This window comes from Amycolatopsis sp. NPDC101161, assembly GCF_044768185.1.
GTDB lineage: Bacteria > Actinomycetota > Actinomycetes > Mycobacteriales > Pseudonocardiaceae > Amycolatopsis.
Genome location: NZ_JBIWPI010000007.1, coordinates 579,395 through 599,228, shown reverse-complemented (window position 1 = coordinate 599,228; position 19,834 = coordinate 579,395). Strand labels below are relative to the sequence as shown.

20 protein-coding genes are annotated in these 19,834 nt (G+C 72.2%); 8 read left to right on the top strand and 12 right to left on the bottom strand.

Annotated elements, in window-relative coordinates; genetic code table 11:
* Nucleotides 1–65 precede the first annotated feature (65 nt).
* The 4 genes from ACIRSS_RS45485 to ACIRSS_RS45470 are packed head-to-tail and all read left to right on the top strand — an operon-like array spanning nucleotide 66 to nucleotide 2,217.
* Complete coding sequence (locus tag ACIRSS_RS45485) at nucleotides 66–1,208, top strand: M24 family metallopeptidase (protein WP_400907260.1); 1,143 nt, start codon at nucleotides 66–68, stop codon at nucleotides 1,206–1,208.
* Entirely contained in the window at nucleotides 1,205–1,660 is a 456-nt protein-coding gene (locus ACIRSS_RS45480; RefSeq protein WP_400907257.1) for an Lrp/AsnC family transcriptional regulator, read from the top strand. Before ACIRSS_RS45485 ends, ACIRSS_RS45480 begins: the two co-directional genes overlap by 4 nt.
* A gap of 46 nt (nucleotides 1,661–1,706) precedes the next feature.
* A complete protein-coding gene (locus ACIRSS_RS45475) occupies nucleotides 1,707–1,931 on the top strand; it encodes a hypothetical protein (RefSeq protein WP_400873520.1) in 225 nt (74 codons plus the stop codon).
* Nucleotides 1,918–2,217 carry a hypothetical protein gene (locus ACIRSS_RS45470; protein WP_086682453.1) on the top strand — a complete coding sequence of 100 codons (300 nt, stop codon included), beginning with the start codon at nucleotides 1,918–1,920 and terminating at the stop codon, nucleotides 2,215–2,217. Before ACIRSS_RS45475 ends, ACIRSS_RS45470 begins: the two co-directional genes overlap by 14 nt.
* 83 nt (nucleotides 2,218–2,300) lie before the next feature.
* On the opposite strand, the gene ACIRSS_RS45465 is transcribed toward ACIRSS_RS45470, so the two are convergent.
* The 3 genes from ACIRSS_RS45465 to ACIRSS_RS45455 all read right to left on the bottom strand — a co-directional run bounded on the left by ACIRSS_RS45465 (nucleotide 2,301) and on the right by ACIRSS_RS45455 (nucleotide 5,679).
* Nucleotides 2,301–3,380, bottom strand: coding sequence for a GDSL-type esterase/lipase family protein (locus tag ACIRSS_RS45465; RefSeq protein ID WP_400907255.1), 1,080 nt, complete (start codon nucleotides 3,378–3,380; stop codon nucleotides 2,301–2,303).
* Between the two features lie 49 nt (nucleotides 3,381–3,429).
* Nucleotides 3,430–4,614, bottom strand: a complete 1,185-nt coding sequence (locus ACIRSS_RS45460) for a cytochrome P450 (RefSeq protein ID WP_400907252.1) — start codon at nucleotides 4,612–4,614, stop codon at nucleotides 3,430–3,432.
* A gap of 162 nt (nucleotides 4,615–4,776) precedes the next feature.
* Nucleotides 4,777–5,679, bottom strand: a complete 903-nt coding sequence (locus tag ACIRSS_RS45455; RefSeq protein ID WP_400907249.1) for a LysR family transcriptional regulator — start codon at nucleotides 5,677–5,679, stop codon at nucleotides 4,777–4,779.
* 96 nt (nucleotides 5,680–5,775) lie between these two features.
* Here ACIRSS_RS45455 and ACIRSS_RS45450 point away from each other — a divergent pair, with 96 nt between their 5' ends.
* Nucleotides 5,776–6,615, top strand: a complete 840-nt coding sequence (locus tag ACIRSS_RS45450) for an oxidoreductase (RefSeq protein ID WP_400907246.1) — start codon at nucleotides 5,776–5,778, stop codon at nucleotides 6,613–6,615.
* On the opposite strand, the gene ACIRSS_RS45445 is transcribed toward ACIRSS_RS45450, so the two are convergent.
* The 4 genes from ACIRSS_RS45445 to ACIRSS_RS45430 form a co-directional block, all read right to left on the bottom strand.
* On the bottom strand, nucleotides 6,612–6,959 hold the full coding sequence (locus ACIRSS_RS45445; RefSeq protein ID WP_400907243.1) for a VOC family protein: 348 nt from the start codon (nucleotides 6,957–6,959) through the stop codon (nucleotides 6,612–6,614). The genes ACIRSS_RS45450 and ACIRSS_RS45445 overlap by 4 nt on opposite strands.
* A gap of 92 nt (nucleotides 6,960–7,051) precedes the next feature.
* Complete coding sequence (locus tag ACIRSS_RS45440) at nucleotides 7,052–7,720, bottom strand: ABC transporter ATP-binding protein (RefSeq protein ID WP_400907240.1); 669 nt, start codon at nucleotides 7,718–7,720, stop codon at nucleotides 7,052–7,054.
* A complete protein-coding gene (locus ACIRSS_RS45435; RefSeq protein WP_400907238.1) occupies nucleotides 7,717–8,409 on the bottom strand; it encodes an ABC transporter ATP-binding protein in 693 nt (230 codons plus the stop codon). Before ACIRSS_RS45435 ends, ACIRSS_RS45440 begins: the two co-directional genes overlap by 4 nt.
* Complete coding sequence (locus ACIRSS_RS45430; RefSeq protein WP_400907236.1) at nucleotides 8,402–10,984, bottom strand: FtsX-like permease family protein; 2,583 nt, start codon at nucleotides 10,982–10,984, stop codon at nucleotides 8,402–8,404. The genes ACIRSS_RS45435 and ACIRSS_RS45430 overlap by 8 nt, the downstream gene beginning before the upstream one ends.
* A 287-nt stretch (nucleotides 10,985–11,271) precedes the next feature.
* Here ACIRSS_RS45430 and ACIRSS_RS45425 point away from each other — a divergent pair, with 287 nt between their 5' ends.
* Nucleotides 11,272–13,002: a glycosyl hydrolase family 18 protein gene (locus ACIRSS_RS45425; RefSeq protein ID WP_400907233.1), complete on the top strand. Its 1,731-nt coding sequence runs from the start codon at nucleotides 11,272–11,274 to the stop codon at nucleotides 13,000–13,002.
* A 102-nt stretch (nucleotides 13,003–13,104) separates the two neighbouring features.
* The gene (locus ACIRSS_RS45420) at nucleotides 13,105–13,638 is read left to right on the top strand and encodes a carboxymuconolactone decarboxylase family protein (RefSeq protein WP_400907230.1); all 534 of its coding nucleotides are present in this window, start codon (nucleotides 13,105–13,107) and stop codon (nucleotides 13,636–13,638) included.
* On the opposite strand, the gene ACIRSS_RS45415 is transcribed toward ACIRSS_RS45420, so the two are convergent.
* From ACIRSS_RS45415 to ACIRSS_RS45395, 5 genes are all read right to left on the bottom strand, one after another.
* Entirely contained in the window at nucleotides 13,635–14,588 is a 954-nt protein-coding gene (locus ACIRSS_RS45415) for a zinc-binding alcohol dehydrogenase family protein (protein ID WP_400907227.1), read from the bottom strand. The genes ACIRSS_RS45420 and ACIRSS_RS45415 overlap by 4 nt on opposite strands.
* A 4-nt stretch (nucleotides 14,589–14,592) precedes the next feature.
* Entirely contained in the window at nucleotides 14,593–15,453 is an 861-nt protein-coding gene (locus tag ACIRSS_RS45410; RefSeq protein WP_400907224.1) for a dioxygenase, read from the bottom strand.
* Nucleotides 15,454–15,464: 11 nt separating this feature from the next.
* The gene (locus ACIRSS_RS45405; RefSeq protein ID WP_400907221.1) at nucleotides 15,465–16,256 is read right to left on the bottom strand and encodes a citryl-CoA lyase; all 792 of its coding nucleotides are present in this window, start codon (nucleotides 16,254–16,256) and stop codon (nucleotides 15,465–15,467) included.
* Nucleotides 16,249–17,409, bottom strand: coding sequence for a CaiB/BaiF CoA transferase family protein (locus ACIRSS_RS45400; RefSeq protein WP_400907218.1), 1,161 nt, complete (start codon nucleotides 17,407–17,409; stop codon nucleotides 16,249–16,251). The genes ACIRSS_RS45405 and ACIRSS_RS45400 overlap by 8 nt, the downstream gene beginning before the upstream one ends.
* Nucleotides 17,410–17,477: 68 nt before the next feature.
* Nucleotides 17,478–18,287 carry an IclR family transcriptional regulator C-terminal domain-containing protein gene (locus ACIRSS_RS45395; protein WP_400907215.1) on the bottom strand — a complete coding sequence of 270 codons (810 nt, stop codon included), beginning with the start codon at nucleotides 18,285–18,287 and terminating at the stop codon, nucleotides 17,478–17,480.
* 131 nt (nucleotides 18,288–18,418) lie between these two features.
* Between ACIRSS_RS45395 and ACIRSS_RS45390 the strand changes: the two genes are divergently transcribed.
* A complete protein-coding gene (locus tag ACIRSS_RS45390) occupies nucleotides 18,419–19,834 on the top strand; it encodes an amidohydrolase family protein (RefSeq protein WP_400907212.1) in 1,416 nt (471 codons plus the stop codon).

Genomic DNA, 19,834 nt, shown 5'->3' with positions numbered 1-19,834 from the left:
CCCGGCCCGGCATGTCGTGGCCCCACGCCGGCCGGCCGGCTCGCCCGCCCCACTAGGCTCGCCTCATGTCGCGCCGTTCCCTCCACACGCCCGCCCCCGACGCCGCCGCCCTCCGGGCCCGCCTGGACCGCGCCCGCACCGCCGCGGCCGCCGCGGACACCGATGCCCTGCTGATCGCGCCCGGGTCCGACCTGCGGTACCTCCTCGGCCAGGCCGGCGGTTCGTTCGAGCGGCTCACCACCCTCGTCGTACCGGCCGACGGCACGCCCGCGCTCGTCGTGCCGAAGCTTGAGGCGCCCGGCTACGCCGACGTCCCCACCGACGAGCTCGGCGTCGAACTGCTGACCTGGGTGGACGGCGACGACCCGTACAAGCTCGTCGCGGACCGGCTCGGCAAGCCCGGCCGCGTCGCGGTCAGCGACTTCACCCCGGCCCTGCACGTCCTGGCCCTCCGCGCCGCGCTGGGGACCGCGGAGCAGACCCTGGCGGGCCCGGTGGTGCGGGAGCTGCGGATGCGCAAGGACGCCGCCGAGATCGCGTCGCTGCGGGACGCCGGCGCGGCCATCGACCGGGTGCACGCCCGCGTCCACGAGTGGCTGCGTCCCGGCCGCACCGAGGCCGAGGTCGGCGCCGACATCGCCGCGGCCATCGTCGAGGAGGGCCACACCCAGGCCGACTTCGTGATCGTCGGCTCCGGCCCGAACGGCGCCAGCCCGCACCACGACGTCTCCGACCGCGTCATCGAGAAGGGTGACGTCGTGGTCGTCGACATCGGCGGCCCGCTGCCCGCCGGCTACAACTCCGACTCCACCCGCACCTACGCGGTCGGGACGCCGCGCGACGCCGACGTGGCCGAGACCTACGCTGTGCTGCAGCGCGCGCAGGCCGCCGCGGTGGCCGCGGTGAAGCCGGGCGTGACCGCCGAGGCCGTGGACGCGGCCGCGCGCGACGTCATCGCCGAGGCCGGGTTCGGCGAGTACTTCATCCACCGCACCGGCCACGGCATCGGCCTGGACGTGCACGAGGAGCCCTACATCATCGCCGGCAACGCGCTGCCGCTGGAGCCGGGCATGGCCTTCAGCGTCGAGCCGGGCATCTACCAGCCGGGCCGGTGGGGCGCCCGCATCGAAGACATCGTGATCGTCACCGAGGACGGCGTCGAGCCGGTCAACAACCAGCCGCACGAGCTCGTCGTGCTGGACGCATGACGGCCGGCGGCCTGGAGCCGCTGGACCAGGCGATCGTCCAGGAGCTCGCGGCCGACGGGCGGCGCAGCTTCACCGATCTCGCGGAGCGGGTCGGGCTGTCGGTGTCGGCGGTGCACCAGCGGGTGCGCCGCCTCGAGCAGCGCGGAGTCATCCTCGGCTACACCGCGCGGCTCGACGGCGAGCAGATCGGCCTGCCCCTGACGGCGCTGATCTCGCTGACGCCCAACGACCCGGCCGCGCCGGACGACTACCCGCAGCGGATCCAGCACATCAAGGAGATCGAGTCCTGCTACTCGGTGGCCGGCGACGAGTCCTACATCCTGCTGGTGCGCGTCCCGTCGCCGCTGGGGCTGGAGGACCTGCTGCGCCGGATCCGCGAGGCCGCGAAGGTGTCGACCCGGACGACGGTGGTGCTCTCTACGCCGTTCGAGGGACGTTCGCCGACGTTCTGACACCGGTGCTCCGCCCGGCGGCCGGGGCACTGGTACGGTAAAAGGTATGGCAACACGTAAGGTGACTCTTTCGCTGGACAGCGGGGCTCTGGAATTCGCCGAGCGCGCCGCGAAAGCCCACGGAATCTCGGTCTCGTCCTGGCTGTCGAAGGCGGCCAGGCGCGAGGCGGTGCGCACGGGTTACACCCCGCAGAGGCCGGAGCCGGCCGTCGCGGAATCGGACGAGGCCGAACTGAGCGCGGCCGAGAAGGATCTGCGTGCGCAGGGGTGAAGTCTGGACGTACCACCCCCCGACCGAACCGGCCCGGCAGCGCACCGTCGTGCTGCTGTCCTCGGACGGGGTGAACGAGTCCGAGCGCCCCTGGCTGCTCGGCACGGAGCTCCTCGAACGCGACCCGATGGACATCCTCGGCGTGGCGATCGACGCCCGTTATTGGGTGTCGACGCTCAACCTCACTCGGCTCTACCGGCCATGGTTCGACGAGCGCCTCGCCGAGATCGACCAGGACGTCCAGGAACGCATCGACATCGCTCTGCGGGCCGCCCTCGATCTTTAACTGTATAACGCCCTATACCACCCGGCGGATCTGAAAAACCACGTCAGCAAGCACCCGACAAAAGCACAGAAGAGGCCCGGGCCTCAGCGGGCCACGACCTCCGGGGCCGGGTGGAGCTTGCCGTCGGCGCCCGCCAGACAGGAGGCGTTGCCTTCGCGGGCCGCGATGAACTCCGTGATGCAGTTCGCGATCGCCGCGTGGCCGGCCGCGTTGGGGTGGAACGACTCCTGCAGCGCGTGGCCCGCTCGATCGGCCTGGCCGAGGTCGGCCAGCTGGAGTGTCAGGCGGGTGAACCACTCGGTTGCCGGGTTCGCGCCGCCGCTGCACGCCTCGTGCTTGACGCCGGCCTTGGCGAGGTCGAGGAACCGGGCGCCGGTCTGCTGGGCGGCGGCCTTGAGGCCGGAGGACAGGACGCCGATGCCGGTCTGGGAGATCCAGCGGAGGTCTTCGACCCGGAACGGGCAGCCGTTGAGGGTGCGCAGGTCCTCCGGCAGGTCCGGGCCGATCGGGGCGGCGTAGGACTGCACGATGAGCTGGTAGTCCGCGGGCACGTACCCGGCTGCGGCCAAGACTCTCTTGACGTCGGCGACGGCGGTGGCGACCTTCGGGACCATCGCGTCCACTTTGGACTGCCAGGTTTGCTTGAGCGCGGTGCTGCACGGCGGCCCGCCGGGGTTGAACCACGCTTTGAAGCACTCGGTGACCTGGTTGGAGAACTTGGGTTCGTCGTTGGCGCCCACGGCGATCACGACGGCGGCGACGCGGTGGTCCTTGACGAGGGCGGCCAGCTGCTGGGCTTGCGAAGGTTCGGTCCACTGCTTGACGTCGCCGAGCGCGACCTGTTCGGCGGGGGCGCCGGAGCAGCCGAGGTTGACGTGGGCGGTGATGCCGGGGACGGCGATCTTGTCGACGAAGGCGTTGGGGGAGCGGTGGCACCAGTTGCCGCCTTGGCCGTTGGTGGTGGCGGTGTACTGGCCGGCGCCTTCGCCGGAGACGGTGCTGTCGCCCAGCGCGACGACGGTGAGGGGGCCGGTGCCGGGTGGGCCTTGGCGGGGTTGGGGGCGTCCGGGTTGGCTTTCGGAACCGAAGAAGACGAAGAAGCCGGCCAGCAGGGCCACGCAGGCGAGGACCAAGGCCCCCCAGTACCACTTGAGACGTCGCATCGTCGTCGATTCTACGGATGGGGTGCCCGGGCCGGGGGTGCGTTGCCGATCACGCCGTGCGGGCGGTGGTTCGGCGCGGGATGAGCTCGACGGGGAGTTCGCGGACGCCGAAGATCATCGGTGAGGGGTAGCCGACCTGGACGCCGTCGCGGACGCGGATGTCGGCGAAGCGGTCCAGGAGCTGTTCGAAGACGACGCGGCCTTCGAGGCGGGCGAGCGGGGCGCCGAGGCAGAAGTGGACGCCGCCGCCGAAGGCGAGGTTGGTTTCCTTGCGGGGGCGGGGGTCGAACGCGGTGGGGTCGGGGTGGTGGCGGGGGTCGCGGTTGGCGCCGAGGACCCAGGGGGTGACCATCGTCTTGGCGGGGATGGTGACGCCGCCGAGGTGGGCGTCGGTGGTGGTGATGCGCAGCAGCCGCATGATCGGCGGGCGGTGGCGGACGACTTCGTCGAGCAGGCTGGGGATGAGGGTGGTGTCGTGGCGGACCGCGGCGGCGGCGTCGGGGAAGTCGTGCAGGGACAGGACGGTGTTGCCGAGCATCATGGTGGTGGTGATGTGGCCGGCGGCGAGCAGGAGTGAGGCGAAGTTGAGGACTTCGTGGTCGGCGAGCCGTTCGCCGTCGACTTCGGCGTGGGCGAGGCCGCTGAAGAGGTCGTCTTCGGGGTGGCGGCGGCGTTGGGAGAGCAGGTCGGCGAGGTAGTCCTCCATGACTTCGGTGAGGGAGGTGCCGTCTTCGCGGGGTGCGCCGCCGCCGAGGAGGGCGTCGGCCCAGCCGCGGTAGAGGGTCCGGTCTTCGGGTGGGATGCCGATGAGGTCGCCGATGACGACGACGGGGAGCGCGTAGGCGAGGTCGCGGATGAGGTCGGGGTCGTCGCGGTCGGCCATCGCGGTGATCAGGGTGTCGGTGGCGGTGATGATCCGCGGTTCCAGATCGGCGACGACTTTCGGCGTGAACGCTTTGCTGACCAGTTTCCGCAGGCGGTGGTGAACCGGTGGGTCGACGGCGGCCATATTGCCGCGGACGGCTTCGGCGGTGTCGGGCAGGAGCAGTCCGGGGTCGGAGGAGAAGGTTTGGTGATCGGTGAAGATCCGGCGGACGTCGGCGTGGCGGAACACGTGCCAGGTGTCGTGTTCGTCGGCGATGACCGGGGTGTTCTCGCGCATGTCGTCGACCCAGCGGAAGAGCGCGGATCCGCCGTCCGCCAGGGAAGGGGGGCGGACTGGGGGCGAGGTCATCCCGGGACTCCTTTGCTGAAACCGATTTCTCCGGCCGGAATCGATGATTCGTCGGCTTCGAACAGGTTATGGAGATTTTCGGTTGATCGGCAACAAGAAAAGGTGATCGTTTTCGTCGACGAAATGGGCTTGCCGATCAACTTTGGGTGACAACGGGACGATTCAGCCGGCTTCGGTCAGGTCGGTGGTCGCGGCGAGTTCGACGGCGAGGTCGGTGAGCACCGGGATGGCGGGGTTGTCGTGGCCGGGTACCCACACGAGTTCGGTGCGGGCGACGTCGCCGGTGAGGGGGACGAAGGCGACGCCGGTGCGGCGGAGGCTGTGGGACGAGCGGGTCAGCCGGGTGACGCCGACGCCGGCGGCGACGAGGCCGAGCAGGCCCTGCACGGTGGCGGCGCGCTGGACGACGCGCGGGGTGTAGCCGGCGGCGGCGAAGTCGGCGTCGTAGCTGCGGTGCCAGGGTTCCCAGCTGCTGCGTGGGGTGAGCACCCACGGTTCGCCGGCGAGGTCGGCCAGTTCGAGGGATGTGCGGGTGGCGAGGGGGTGGTCGGCCGGGACGACGGCGCAGACCTCTTCGGTGAGCAGGGTGCGGGAGGCGAGGCCGTCGACGAGGGGTGGGCGGGTGAAGGCGAGGTCGAAGCGGCCGTCGCGCAGGCCGTCGACGAGTTCGGCGATCGACGCCTCGGCGGTCGTCACGTCGAGGTCGGGGTAGCGCTCGCGGACGGCGCGCAGGATCGGGGGCAGCAGGTAGTTCGCGGTGGTGGTGAGGAAGGCGAGGCGGATGCTGCCGATTTCGCCGCGCAGGGCGCGGCCGAGGGTGGTGAGGGCTTCGTCGGCGCGGGCCAGGACGGCGCGGGCTTCGGGGAGGAAGAGCTTGCCGACGGCGGTGAGGCGGGTGCCGCGGGGGTCGCGGTCGAACAGGCGGGTGCCGAGGCCGCGTTCGAGGACGGTGATCTGCTGGGAGAGGGATTGCTGGGCGATGTGGAGGCCGGCGGCGGCGCGGGTGAAGCTGGTTTCGTCGGCGACGGCGACGAAGTAGCGCAGCTGGCGCAGCTCGGGGGTCACAGGCTCCGACTGTAGCCGTGGCAGGGGATCGGTGTTGGCGGTGCGGTGGTGCTCGTCCTCAGGATGGGGGCAGGAACCCACTGGGAGGAAACGAAGATGACGGACACCGACGGCCGCGTGTGGCTGATCACCGGCTGCTCGGCCGGGTTCGGCCGGGAGATCGCGCTGGCGGCGCTGGCGGCGGGTGACCGGGTGCTGGCGACGGCGCGGCGGCCGGAGACCTTGGCGGGGTTGCGGGAGCGGGGCGGTGACCGGGTGCGGACCGCGGCGCTGGACGTGACCGATGCCGGGCAGGTCGACGCGGCGGTGAAGACGGCGCTCGAGGAGTTCGGCCGGATCGACGTCGTGGTGAACAACGCGGGCAACGGTTCGGTCGGCGCGGTGGAGGAGCTGACCGTGGACGAGCTGCGGGCGCTGATGGAGGTGATGTTCTTCGGCGCGGTCACCGTGACGAAGGCGGTGGTGCCGCACTTGCGGGCGCAGGGCAGCGGGACGGTGGTGCAGATCAGTTCGATGGGCGGGCAGCTGGCGCCGCCGGGGTTCGGCGCGTACTGCGCGGCGAAGTACGCGCTGGAAGGCATTTCGGAGGCGCTCGCCGAGGAGGTGCGGCCGTTCGGGGTGCGGGTGCTGATCGTCGAGCCGGGCGCGTTCCGGACGGAGTTCGGGGGTGGGCGCATGCACCGTTCCCGCACGATCGACGCCTACGCGGTGTCGACGTCGGGTACGCGGGCCGCGGTCGAGAACATGGACGGCACGCAGCCCGGCGATCCGGCGAAGGCGGCCGCGGCGATCGTGCGCGCGGTGGGCAGTGAAGACGCTCCTCTGCACCTGGCTCTGGGCGCGGATGCCGTGGAGGCGATCCGCGCCCAGCACCGGGCGCTCGCGGCGGACCTGGCGGCCTGGGAAGAGGTCAGCCGGGCCACCGCGTTGGACTAGGCGTCCTGCAGGACGCCGAGGACGTTGCCGTCGGGGTCGGTGAAGGTCGCGACCAGGCGGCCGTTGCCGACGTCCTTCGGCTCGTCCTTGACCTTGCCGCCGGCGGCGGTCACTTCGGCGAGCTTCGCGGCGATGTCGTCGACGTGCCAGTAGGTGACCGGGCCGGTCATGCCCTGCTGGGCGCCGTTCGGGACGAGGCCGATGTGCTGGCCTTCGGCGTCGTAGCCGACGTAGTAGGGCGCGTCGGCCTGCGGTTCGGTGCCGAGCAGGGCGGTGTAGACGGCCTTGGCGGCGGCCAGGTCGGTGACGGGGTGCAGGACGGTCTTGATCCCCTGGGTGCTCATCGGTGCTCCTGAAGTCGTGGTCTGCGGTACGGCTATGACGCTATGGCCGGGCCGTTGACCAGCGCTTCTCGATTCCTGATCGGTTGGAGCGGTCAGTCGAGCAGGGCGGTGAGGACGCCGTCGAGGAGGCGGACGCGGCGGTCGGCGATGCGGTGGACCTCGTCGTCGTGGGTCGCGACGATGACCGCGGCGCCTTCTTCGGCGCAGCGGCGCAGCAGCCGCAGGACGCGGGGGGTGCTGCCGGCGTCGAGGTGGGCGGTGGGTTCGTCGGTGAGCAGGACGCGGGGGCGGCCGGCGACGGCCCGGGCGAGGGCGACACGTTGTTGCTGGCCGAAGGAGACTTCGAGGGGGTAGCGGTCGCCGAGGTCGCCGATGCCGAGTTCGTCGAGCAGTCCGGTGACGCGGTCGTGGATCGCGGCGCGGGAGGGGCGGGGGACATCGGAACGCAGGCGCAGCGGCAGGGCGACGTTTTCGGCGATGGTGAGCTCGTTGGCCAGGCCGAGGGCTTGGGGCAACACCGCGCAGGTGTGCCAGGGGGGCGCGCCGCTGATCGGGACGCCGTCGAGCAGGACGCAACCGGAGTCGGGGGAGTCGAACCCGCACAGCAGGGCCAGCAGCGCGCTCTTGCCGGAGCCGGAGCGGCCGGAGACGGTGACGAGCTCGCCGGCGCCGACGCGCAGTTCGAGGCCGCGCAGCACTTCGATGTCGCCGCTGGGGTGGGCGAAGCTGCGGCGCAGTCCGACGGCTTCCACGACGGTCATCGTTGCGGCTCCCGTTCTTCGACGCGTTCGAGTGTGCCCTTGTGCAGCCGGGCCACGCGCGCGCCGAGGTCGATCAGGCGGTCGTCGTGGGAGGCGACCAGGACGGCGAAGTCCTGGTCCACCAGGTAGTTCAGGGTGTCGAGCACCAGGTCGGCGGAAGCCTCGTCCAGCTGGGACGTGGGTTCGTCGGCGAGGATGACGGTCGAGCGCGCGGCGAGGACGCACCCGAACGCCAGGCGTTGCTGCTGCCCGCCCGACAGCGCGGAGATCTTCCAGTCGCCGGTGCCGTGCAGGCCGAGCTGGCCGAGGATGTCGTCGGGGCGGCATTCGGTGCCGGCGGCTTCGGCCGCGGCGCGCAGGTTGTCGGCCACCGAGAGGTAGCCGAGCAGGTTGTCGGCGGGGTTCTGGAAGACCAGGCCGAGGTGGTGGCGGCGCAGGGCGCGTCGTTCGCGGTGCTTGAGCCGGTGGACGTCGGCGCCTTGGAAGGTGAGGGTGCCGCGGGCGGGTTGTTCGAACAGGCCCAGGACGCGCAGCAGGGTGGATTTGCCGGAGCCGGAGGGGCCGGCGAAGACGGTCATGCCGCGGGCGGGGACGTCGAAGCTGACGTCGTCGACGCCGGTGACGAGGCCGGCCGGGGTGGGGTAGTCGACGCCGATGCCGCGCAGGGTGAAGATCGGTTTGTCAGGCACGGATCAGCTCCGCGGTCCGGGCGGTGCGCACCGAGCGCACCGCGATCCAGCCGGCGAGGCCCACGACCAGGACGCCGATGAGCAGCACGGTGAGGACGAAGGGCAGCGGGTCGGGCAGTTCCGAGCGGGGGGCGAGGAACGTCGCCGGGTCGAACCGGGGTACCGACAGCCCGGCGACGGAGACACCGCAGACCACGCCGACGGCGATGGCGAGCCCGCTGAGCGCGCCGAGCTCCATGAGGTGGCTGGCGAGCAGGGTGCGGGGGCGCATGCCCATCCGCAGGACGAGCGCGCCGGCGAGGGCGTTCTGCCGGCGGCGGACTTCGACGGCGACGAGCAGGGCGAGGATGGCCACGATGCCGAGGACGGCGCCGAGCAGGGCGACGAAGGAGAACGTCCAGGACACGACGAAGAAGGGCAGGCTGTCGAGGGCGGTTTCGCGGCTGATCCGGTTGGGGATGAACACGCCGGCGGCGCGCAGGGCGGCGGTGGCGTCGGCCATCGGCGCGGTGGTCAGCACGCTCCACTTGGGGACGCGGTCGAGCTGGCCGTGGTCGAGGGCGGTGCGGGAGACGACGTAGCCGGGGGAGGTGCCGATCATCGGGAACACCGGGAGGTCGGCGACGGTGACGGCGTCGCGCAGGCCGTCGGGCAGCTGGGCGGTCTGCTTGGCGGTGTGGCCGATGCGCAGCACCGGGGTGCCGCGGGCGTCCGGTCGCGCGATCTCGCGCAGGAGCCCGGCGAGGTCGTCGGTGGGGACGTCGGCGGTGGCGGCGCCCCGGGTGAAGGTGTCGGGGTCGACGACGAGGACGACGCTGCCGGTGCCGGTCAGCTCGCCGACGACGGTGCTGGTGCCGGCGAGCGGGGCGGGCATCGGGACGGTGCCCATGCCGATGGGGCTGTCGGTGTCGAGGCGGGCGTTGCTGCCGACGAAGATCGCCGACTTCGTGTCGAGGGCGTCCTCCTGGCCGTTGGCGATGCCGATGCCGGTGGCCAGCGTGCCGATGGCGAGGGTGCCGATGACGAGCACGCCGGTGACCGGGGCGCGGGCGCCGGCGAGGCGGCGGATGGCCAGCTGCAGTGCCGGGCGGGACCAGAAGCGGGCGCGGTGGGAGGCGTGCAGGGCCAGCCACGCCAGCCGCGCGGTCAGCAGCCCGACGGTCAGCACGACGAACACCGGGTAGGTCAGGGCGAGCGGGTCGACCTGGGGTAATGGATTTCCGAGGCGTGAGCCGGTGCTGTAGTGGGCGAGGCGGGTCCAGCCGAGCCACGCCATCCCGGCTGTCGCGAGCTCCCACGGGAAGTAGCCCAGCAGCCGCATCCGGTTGCCGCCGCGGCGGACGCGGCCGAGTTCGAACTCGCGGTGGGCTCGGACGGCGACGACCAGGGCCAGCAGCGCCAGGGACACCACCAGCACGCCGGCCGCAACGAGAACAGCCTGCAGCTGCGCCTCGGGGTCGGGCACGCCGGGTGGGCCGTAGACGCCGAGCAGCAGGCGGGCGGCGGCCGCGCCGAGGACGCCGCCGAGCAGGATCGGCAGGCCGAGCTCGGCGATCGCGAGGCCGCCGAGGGCGCCCGGCCCGCTGCCGCGGGCGGACAGCAGCCGCAGCTGGGCGTGCCGGCGCTGGTACCACTGCAGGGCGACGGTGCCGAGGCCGGCGCAGCCGACCAGGACGCTGATCAGGGCGAGCGGCAGGATCGAGATGAACACGTTGTCCTGGGCCTGCCGGGCGATCTGGACCGAGCGTTCGAACGTCGGGACGTCGGCGGCGACGAGGCTGCCGAGGCCTTGGGCGGTGAGGTCGGCGCGGACGTCGGCGACGAGGTCGCGGGAGCGCTGCACGAGGTCTTCGGCCGCGCTGAGGGTGGCCGGGGCCGGTTCGTAGAAGGAGATGTGGAAGTACTGCATCTTCGGCAGGCCGATCGCCGCGACCGCGGTGTCGAAGGTCTTGCGGTCGGTGGCGAAGACGATCGAGTCGATGGGGTCGTTGGCGAGCCGGTCGACGACGGCCCCGGACTGCTGGGAGCACCACCACCGCGGCGGCGGGTCGAGCAGGTCGCGGTAGATGCCGGTGACCGGCGGCAGCGCGATGCCCCGGATGCCGGGCTTCGCGCCGACGCCGATGTGCTCGGCGTCGGCGACGACGTTGCCCAGCCACAGACCGGGGGCGCGGGTGCCCTGCTGCAGGGTGAGGTTGTCCAGACCGGCCTGGCCGCGGTAGGCGAGGCGGACCTTGTAGTGCGGGTCGCCGTTGAACTGCGTGCCGGGCAGCACGTTCGTGTACTGGCCGACGACCGGTGTGCCGAAGCCGTGCGCGGGCGCGTGGCGCTGCACCGCGCTCGTCAGGGCCGGGATGTCCTGGACGGGGATGTTGCCCTTGCCGAACACCGGGCCGTAGCTGTCGGGGCAGGTGATCCCGGTCTGGTAGGCGATCGTCGCGCCGCCGGCGGCGGAGGCCTGCAGGACCGCGGCGGTGCCGAGGAAGCAGGCCAGCAGCGCGGTCACGGCGGCCACGATCAGGGTGAGCGGGCTGGTGAGGGCGGCTTTGGGGGCCGCACGCCACGGCTTGGTCACTCTGCGCAGTCCATTCTTCCCCCACTTCACCCGCATGGACGCGCACGCTACCGGCAGATCGCCGGAGTTGGCACGGTTTTGTATCCGATTGTTGCTCACTGGCGGTCATCGGCCGCGGAATGCGCAGCGAGCAACGGCTACCGCCATCCGGCCGGTTTAGTGGTCTAGACCTTGACGTCGATATTGGTCTGATCCAATCCTGAACACGTTCCCGCCGTGTTACGCCGCGGCACGGCTTCCGCCCCGGCACTGGAGCGCAGATGCGTCGACGCAGACCTTTCTCTCGAATGTCCGTTTCCCTGGCCTTGTCAGCACTTTTCGCAGGATCACTGTCGGCCGGCTCGCTGGTCGCCGCCGCCGGAACCGCCCAGGCCGCCACCCCGCTGCCCTCGCACGTCTTTGCGCCCTACTTCGAAGCCTGGACGGGCGAAAGCCCCGCAACGCTCGCGCAGCAGTCCGGGGCCAAGCACCTCACCATGGCGTTCATCCAGGCCGCCACCAAGGGTTCCTGCACCGTCTACTGGAACGGCGACACCGGGATGCCCATCTCCACCGGCGTCTTCGGCTCCGACATCGGCACGATCCGCTCCCGCGGCGGCGACGTCATCCCCTCCTTCGGCGGCTACACCGCCGACAACACCGGCACCGAGATCGCCGACAGCTGCACCAACGTCGACTCGATCGCCGCCGCCTACGAGTCGGTGATCACCACCTACGACGTCCCCCGCCTCGACATGGACATCGAGGACAACTCGCTCACCAATTCAGCCGGGATCGACCGCCGCAACAAGGCCATCAAGAAGGTCCAGGACTGGGCCGCGGCGTCCGGGCGGTCGCTGCAGATCTCCTACACCCTGCCCACCACCACCGGCGGCCTCGCCGACAGCGGCCTGGCCGTGCTGCGCAACGCCGTCTCCAACGGCACCCGCGTCGACGTGGTCAACATGATGACCTTCGACTACTACGACAACGCCGCCCACGAGATGGCCACCGACACCCAGACCTCGGCGACCGGCCTGGTGAGCCAGCTCGGCTCGCTGTACCCGGGCAAGACGCAGGCGCAGCTGTGGGGCATGGTCGGGATCACCGAGATGATCGGCGTCGACGACTTCGGCCCCGCCGAGACGTTCACCACCGCCGACGCCGCCACCGTCTACAACTGGGCGGTGTCCAAGGGCATCAACGAGCTGTCGTTCTGGGCGCTGCAGCGCGACAACGGCGGCTGCCCCGGCGGCGCGGCCGCGGACAACTGCTCGGGCATCGCCCAGGACCCGTGGTTCTTCAGCCACGCCTTCGAGCCGTTCACCGGCGGCACCACCGTGCCCGGCAACGACTTCTCCCTCACCGCCAACCCGGCGTCCGCCTCGGTCGACCCGGGTGGCTCAGCCACCGCGACCGTCGGTACCGCCGTCACGTCCGGCTCGGCCCAGCAGGTGACGCTCTCGGTCACCGGCGCGCCTTCCGGCGTCACGGCGTCGGTCAGCCCGGGCTCGGTGACCGCGGGCGGCAGCGCGACGCTGTCGGTGAGCACCACCGCGGCCGCGGTCCCCGGGGTCTACCCGCTGACCGTCAGCGGCACTTCGCCGTCGGCGAGCCACAGCGCCACCTTCACCCTCACCGTCAAGGGCACCCCACCCGCGGGCGGGGTCGTCAACGGCGGGTTCGAGACCGGCGCGCTGAGCCCGTGGAGCGCCACCGGTGACGCGGTCGTCGCGTCCCCGGCCCACTCCGGGACTCACGCGCTGCAGGTGGTGCCGACGGCGTCGGCCACCGGGGAGGCGGCGCAGAACGTCACCCTCGCCCCGAACCACGCCTACACGCTCAAGGCCTGGGTGCAGGGCAACTACGCCTACGTCGGCGTCCGCGGTGGCGCGACCGCCAGCACGTGGACCTCGAGCAGCGGCTGGACGCAGCTGTCGGTGCCGTTCACCACCGGCGCGTCCGGCGCGGTGACGGTGTACGTCCACGGCTGGTACGGCCAAAGTGCCCTCTACGCCGACGACTTCACCATCGGCTGATCCTTTCGGCGGCGGCCCGGTTGCGCAACGCGGAGGTTGGCCGGGCCGCCCCTGGCCGAAAGACTCACGGGGACGATCTTTCGCCCCGCGAGGAGGACCCCGATGCCGCACATCCCGCTCGACCCGCAGCTGCCCGGCATCACCGCGCTCTTCGCCTACCGGCCGGAGACCGCGGCGCCGCTCGGGCAGCTGGCCCAGGTCCTGCTGCGCGGCCCGAGCACCCTGACGGTCGGGGAACGCGAGCTGATCGCGACCGTCGTCTCCAACGGCAACGAATGCCGGTTCTGCACCGGCAGCCACGCCGCGGCGGCGGCCGAGACCATCGAAGGCGGCCGTGCGGTCGTCGACGCCGCGTGCGGCGGGATCGACGACGCCCCCGTGTCGGCGAAGCTCAAGGCGCTGCTGCGGATCGCGCTCGCGGTGCGCGAAACGGGCCGCGCGGTCACCGAAGACCTGGTCGCCGCGGCCCGCGCCGAAGGGGCGACCGACACCGAGCTGCACGACACCGTCTTGATCGCGGCGTCGTTCTGCCTGTTCAACCGGTACGTCGACGGCCTGGCCACGGTCGCGCCGGACGACCAGGCGGTCTACGACCAGATCGGCAAGCAGCTGGCCGTGGGCGGCTACGCCCGCTAGGGCACCAGCACGATCCGGCCCGGGCGGGTCCACGCGGTAGCGGCTTCGGCCAGCGGGACCCGCTCGTGGTCGACGGTGAGGTCGCCGGCGATCGCGTATCCCACCACCGTCAGCAGCGCTTCGCGGCGACGGTCGGCGTCGAGCTCATTGTTCGTGTAGCCGTGGATGTGCAGCGACCGGCTGCGCAGCACCGCCGAGGACACCGGGCACTCGTCGCCGGCCGCGCTGCCGAGGTTGACCAGCCGCCCGCCCGGGCGCAGGGTGCGCAGCGCCGCCGCGGCCGGGATCCCGGACACCGGGTCGATGACCAGGTCCACCGGGACGTCCCCGAGCCGCCGGGCCAGCGAATCGACGTCGTCGCCGTCGGCCAGCGGCACGACGCTGTCCGCGCCGAGCCGCCGGGCCCGCTCGAGCGCGGCGTCCGACCGCGCGCACGCGATGACGTGCCCGGCCCCGGCCACGCGCGCCAGCTGCACCGCCGACTGCCCGACGACCCCGCCGGCGCCCAGCACCAGCACGGTCTCGCCGGGAACCAGATTTCCCTTCCAGGTCAAGCACATCCACGCCGCGACCGCCGACAGCCCGAGCGCCGCGACCAGCGCGTGGTCCGCCCCGGGTGGCAGGACCACCAGGTCGGCGGGCGCGACGACCGCGTGCTCGGCCATGCTGCCGTCCCCGGGGCGCATGCCCGCGGTCGTGGCGAACCAGACCGGGGTCCCGGCCGGCTCGGTCGGCGTCGGCCGCGTGAGCACGCCGACCCCCTGCACGCCCGGCACGTACGGCAGCTCCGGCGGCCCGAAGTAGGACGTGCCGGACGCGCACAGCAGGTCGAGCGGGCTGACCGGCGCGGCGGTGACGCTCACCGCGACCTGGCCCGGCCCGGGTTCGGGGGCCGTCCGGTCGGTCACCACCGGCGGCGCGCCCGCCGCCCGGATCTCCGCCGCGCGCACGGCGTCAGACGGGCTGGAGGACGAAGTCGTAGCGGGCTTCGAGCCACGGCTCGGCCGATTCGCCGCCGTCCGGGGTCGGGCCGGGGTCCCGGGGTTCGAAGGTCACGACCAGCTCCTGCTTGGTGCCGAACACGACGTCGCTGTCGAGGTACTGTGCGCCTTCCTGGAACAGGTGCGTGATCAGCGGCTCGTAGCCGGCGGCGTTGATCAGGAAGTGCACGTGGGCGGGGCGGAAGTGGCTGATGTCGGTGCCGCCGATGAGCTCGCCGACCGGGCCGTCCATCGGGATCGAGTAGCCCTTCGGCGCGATCGTGCGCAGGCAGTAGGTCCCGTCGGGGCGGGTGGCGTACTTCGCGCGCAGCCGGGCCTCGTCGATGTCCGGGATCTGCGACTCGTAGGCGCCTTCTTCGTCGGCCTGCCAGACGTCGAGGATCGCGCCGGCGACCGGCGAGCCGTCGAGGCCGCGGACGGTGCCGGTGATGTAGAGCGGCGTGCCGGGCAGCCCGTCGGACATGTCGCCGCCGAACTCCTTCTCCGGCGAGCCGTCGATGTGGAACGGGCCGAGCACGGTGGCCGGGGTCGCCTTGGCGTCGAAAGCGTGGTTCATCTGGACCACCAGCATGCTCAGGCCGAGCACGTCGGAGGCGAGGATGAACTCTTCGCGCTTCTCGTCGCTGATCTGCCCGGTCTCGGTCAGCCACCGCATCGCGGCCATCCACTCGGGCTCGGTGAGCCGCACTTCGCGGGCGAAGGCGTGCAGGTGCCGGACGAGGGCGGCCATGACCTGCGCCGTGCGCGGGTCGTGCGCGCTCGACCACCGCTGGGCGGCGAGCTCGGTGATGTTGTCCTCGGTGACGAGCTGCATCGGCGTTCCTCTCAGCGTTGCGGGTCCGGCGGGACCGGCCGGTTGTTCAGGTCGACCGACAGGAAGACGTCGTTGGCGACCGGGTGGCGCAGCTCTTCGGCCAGCTGCCCGACGAGCCCGGCGGTCCGGGCCAGCAGCGCGAACCCGCGCAGCAGCTCCAGCGGCAGCCCGAGGTCGGCCAGCGCCGCGCCGCAGACGCCGGCGCCGTTGAGCGGCAGCGTCTTCCCGAGCACCTGCGGGTGGACGCGGCCGATGGCGGCGAACAGCTGCAGGTGCGGGCCGCGCAGGCCTTCTTCGTCGGCGATCCGGAACAGCCGGGGGGTGCGCGGGTCGCCGTCCTTGTGGACGTGGTGCCCGAGGCCGGGGATGAACTTCTTCTCGGCACGGGACTTTTCGACGGTCTTCAGGGCCAGGGCGTCCCAGCCCGCCTCGTCGGCCGGGGTTTCGGCGGTGGCGAGGACGTCGTGCAGGAACCGGCCGCAGTCCTCGGTGACGCCGAGGAACCGCGACCCGCCGCCGAGCAGCCCGGCGGCGAGTGCGCCCTGCACCGAGTCGGGCGCGGACAAGTACGTCAGCCGCGTGACGATGGCGGTCGGCGTGAAGCCGTGGTCGGCCAACGCCGCCAGCACCGCCTCGAAGACCCGAGTCTCCCCTGTGGACGGACGCCGCTGCGTCGCCAGCCAGAACGCCAGCTCGCCGAACCCGACCTTGCCCATGACGTCCTCGGCGAGGTCCTGGCCGAGCAGGGTGATCTTGTCCTTCGTGGACGATCCGAGCGCGGTCTCGTAGACGCGGTCAGTCATGCGGGGTCTCCGTGAGCCAGGCGCGCAGCTCCGCGCCGTGTTCGTCGAGCTCCGGCGGCGGCAGCCGGTAGGCGGCCGGGGTCGCGGAGAACCGGATCGGGTGCCGGGTCGTGGGGACGGCGCGCTCGCCTTCGCCGACGTCGACGATCGGGTCGAGGCCGAAGCGCTCGGCCATCGCGAACCCGCCGTCGATGGTGTTGATCGGTCCACACGGGACACCGACCTTCGTCAGCGCGTCGAACCACTCCACCGCGGTGCGTTCCTTCAGGCGCTCGACCAGGATCGGCCGCAGCTCCTCGCGGTTCTTCGTGCGGTCGGCGTTGCGGGAGAACCGCGGGTCGTCCGGGACGTCCGGCAGGCCGAGGACTTCGCACAGCCGCCGGAACTGCCCGTCGTTGGCCGCGGCGACGATCAGGTCGGCGTCGGCCGTCGGCAGCGGCTCGTAGGGGAAGACGCTCGGGTGGGCGTTGCCCATCCGGTAGGGGACCACCCCGCCGGCGGCGTAGGCCGAGCTGTGGTTGACCAGCCCGGTCAGCGCCGAGGACAGCAGGTTGACCTCCACGTGCTGGCCCTCGCCGGTCGCGTCGCGGTGGCGCAGCGCGGCCAGGATGCCGATCACCGCGTGGTTGCCCGCCATCACGTCGAACACCGAGATCCCGGCCCGGTACGGCGGGCCGTCCGGGTCGCCGGTCAGGCTCATCAGCCCCGAGATCGCCTGCACCATCAGGTCGTAGCCGGGCACGTGCCGGCCTGCACCCGAGCCGAAGCCGCTGATGGAGGCGTAGACGCTGCCCGGGTTGGTCGTCTTCACGGAGTCGTAGTCCAAGCCGTACTTGGCCAGGCCGCCGGGCTTGAAGTTCTCGATCACCACGTCCGCCCGCGCCGCCAGCTCGCGGGCGACGGCGGCGTCGGCCTCTTCGCGCAGGTCGAGCGCGATCGAACGCTTCCCGCGGTTCACGCCGAGGTAGTAGGTCGAAACGTCGCCGCGCACCGGCGGCATCCACGTGCGCGTCTCGTCGCCCTGCGGACCTTCGACCTTGACGACCTCGGCGCCGAGGTCCGCCAGCAGCATCGTGGCGTAGGGGCCGGCGAGCACCCGGGAGAAGTCCGCGACCAGCAGCCCGGTCAGCGGGCCGGCAGCGCTGGTGTCCACCCGGGTTCCTCACTTCCTGTCCGTCCAACGGACGTCTGTCCGCAGTTTGCCGCCGCGGGCCCCGGTGGTCAAGACACGGCGGGGACGGTGACGTGCGGGACGTCGTCGAGCCGGGCGAAGTCGGCGCTGATCTCCCCGGCGGTCTGCAGCAGCAGCGGCAGGTGGTGCTCCAGGAGCCGGTCCACGGACGTCTCGGCGGCGTGGCAGTTGACGTTGACCCCGGCGATGACCCGCCCGGAGCCGTCGCGCAGCGGCGCGGCGACCGACCGGATGCCCAGGGCCAGCTGCTCGTCGGTCAGGGCCCAGCCGCGGGCGCGGACCTCGCGCAGCTCGGCGTCGCGCTCGGCGCGGCCGGGCCGCCAGCGCGGGACGAGCCCGGAGCGCGTCGGCTGGGCCAGCACCGCGTCCAGCTCGTCCGGGGCCAGCGCGGCGAGCTGGACCTTGCCCAGCGACGTCGGCAGAGCGGGGAAGCGGGTGCCGATCTGCACGGCCAGCGCGACGATCTTCGGCACCGCGACCCGGGCGACGTAGACGATGTCGGACCCGTCGAGCTGGGCGATCGAACACGACTCGTTCGTGCGCGCGACCAGGCGTTCCAGGTGCGGGCGGGCGACGTCCCACAGCCCCATCGACCGCACGTAGGCGACGCCGAGGTCGAGCACGCGCGGGGTCAGCGCGTAGCCGCGCCCGCCGGCGCGGACGTACCCGAGCTCCTCCAGGGTGAGCAGGATCCGGCGCGCGGTGGGGCGGGCCAGGCCGGCGGCGGTGGCCACCTCGGCCAGCGTCATTTCCGCCTGGTGCGGGCCGAACGCCGTGATCACTTCGAGCCCGCGCGCCAGCGCTTCGATGAAGTCGGGACCCGTTCCCTCGCGTGGCATGCACGACCTCCCTCTGCAGTCCTGCCCCGCAGCGTAGCGGCGGGGATTGACACCGGCCCGGCACTGGGCGAAGGTGACGTCACCCCTTCAGTGTCCGTAGAGCGGACGAGTGTACGCAACCGGAGGCAGCCATGTCCGGATCGATCGTCCTGCGGGGCGGCACGGTGCTGACCCTCGACGACGCCCACCGCGTCCTGCCCGGCGCCGACGTCCTGGTCACCGACGAGAAGGTCGCCGCGATCGGCCCCGCCCTGGACGTCCCCGCGGGCACGACCGAGATCGACGCGACCGGCGGCATCGTCATGCCCGGGATGATCGACACCCACCGCCACCTGTGGCAGACGGCCATGCGCGGCTACGGCGCCGACTGGACGCTGACCCAGTACTTCGTCTGGTACTACCTCGAATGGGGCAAGGTGTTCCGCCCCGAGGACATCTACGCGGGCAACCTGCTCGGCGCGTGGGAAGCCCTCGAAGCCGGCGTCACGACCACCGTCGACTGGTCCCACGGCCTGCGGACGACCCAGCACGCCGACGCGGCTGCCGACGCGCTCGAAGCCGTCCCCGGCCGGTTCGTCCTGGCCTACGGCAACATCCAGGACGCCCCGGCGAACTGGACGGCCACGCCGGAGTTCCGCGACTTCGTCTCCCGCCGCACCAGCGGCGACCTGGGCTTCCAGCTCGCCTTCGACGTCACCGGCGACCCGGAGTTCCCGGAGAAGCCGGCGTTCGAGGTGGCGCGCGAGCTGGGCGTGCCGGTCACCACGCACGCCGGAGTCTGGGGCGCGACCGGCGACGACGGCATCCGCCTGATGCACGACCACGGGTTCATGACCCCGGAGACGATCTACGTCCACAGCGCGTCGCTGTCGGCCGACTCCTACCACCGGATCGCCGCGACCGGCGGCTCGGCGTCGGTGTCGACCGAGAGCGAGCAGAGCGCGGGCCAGGGCTACCCGTCCACCTGGGCGCTGCGGCAGTACGGGATCCCGGTGTCGCTGTCGATGGACACCTCGGTGTGGTGGAGCGGCGACCTGTTCTCGGCGATGCGCACGACGCTGGGCGCGGACCGCTCCCGCGAGCACCTGGAAGCGCACGCGAAGGGCGAAACGGTGACGCACGCGGCGCTGCGCGCGGAGCAGGTCGTCGAGTGGGCGACCCGCGGCGGCGCGGCCGCCCTGGGGCGCACGGACATCGGCTCCCTCGAGGTGGGCAAGAAGGCCGACGTGGTGCTGCTGAAGAACGACCACTCACCGGTGTCGTTCCCGCTGCTGAACCCGTACGGCCACGTGGCGTTCCAGGCCCAGCGCGGCGACGTCCACACGGTGCTGGTGAACGGCCGCATCGTCAAACGCGACGGCCGCCTGGTCGACGTGGACCTCCCCGCGGTGCGGCAGCGCGTCGAGGAGACGGTGGAGTACCTGCGCGGGCAGCTGGGGGAGGAGGCCTGGCAGCAGGGGATGAACCCGGACGTGCCGGAGACGAAGATCCTGGACAACCCGTACACGTACACGGACTACCAGAGCGACGCCACCCACGGCGGCTGA

Coding starts and splice junctions, on each gene's coding strand:
- ACIRSS_RS45405 (WP_400907221.1), bottom strand. CDS start 16,256: ATGACTGACCGCGTCTACGAGACCGCGCTCGGATCGTCCACGAAGGAC.
- ACIRSS_RS45460 (WP_400907252.1), bottom strand. CDS start 4,614: ATGACCTCGCCCCCAGTCCGCCCCCCTTCCCTGGCGGACGGCGGATCC.
- ACIRSS_RS45450 (WP_400907246.1), top strand. CDS start 5,776: ATGACGGACACCGACGGCCGCGTGTGGCTGATCACCGGCTGCTCGGCC.
- ACIRSS_RS45445 (WP_400907243.1), bottom strand. CDS start 6,959: ATGAGCACCCAGGGGATCAAGACCGTCCTGCACCCCGTCACCGACCTG.
- ACIRSS_RS45475 (WP_400873520.1), top strand. CDS start 1,707: ATGGCAACACGTAAGGTGACTCTTTCGCTGGACAGCGGGGCTCTGGAA.
- ACIRSS_RS45390 (WP_400907212.1), top strand. CDS start 18,419: ATGTCCGGATCGATCGTCCTGCGGGGCGGCACGGTGCTGACCCTCGAC.
- ACIRSS_RS45440 (WP_400907240.1), bottom strand. CDS start 7,720: ATGACCGTCGTGGAAGCCGTCGGACTGCGCCGCAGCTTCGCCCACCCC.
- ACIRSS_RS45465 (WP_400907255.1), bottom strand. CDS start 3,380: ATGCGACGTCTCAAGTGGTACTGGGGGGCCTTGGTCCTCGCCTGCGTG.
- ACIRSS_RS45485 (WP_400907260.1), top strand. CDS start 66: ATGTCGCGCCGTTCCCTCCACACGCCCGCCCCCGACGCCGCCGCCCTC.
- ACIRSS_RS45480 (WP_400907257.1), top strand. CDS start 1,205: ATGACGGCCGGCGGCCTGGAGCCGCTGGACCAGGCGATCGTCCAGGAG.
- ACIRSS_RS45395 (WP_400907215.1), bottom strand. CDS start 18,287: ATGCCACGCGAGGGAACGGGTCCCGACTTCATCGAAGCGCTGGCGCGC.
- ACIRSS_RS45425 (WP_400907233.1), top strand. CDS start 11,272: ATGTCCGTTTCCCTGGCCTTGTCAGCACTTTTCGCAGGATCACTGTCG.
- ACIRSS_RS45420 (WP_400907230.1), top strand. CDS start 13,105: ATGCCGCACATCCCGCTCGACCCGCAGCTGCCCGGCATCACCGCGCTC.
- ACIRSS_RS45410 (WP_400907224.1), bottom strand. CDS start 15,453: ATGCAGCTCGTCACCGAGGACAACATCACCGAGCTCGCCGCCCAGCGG.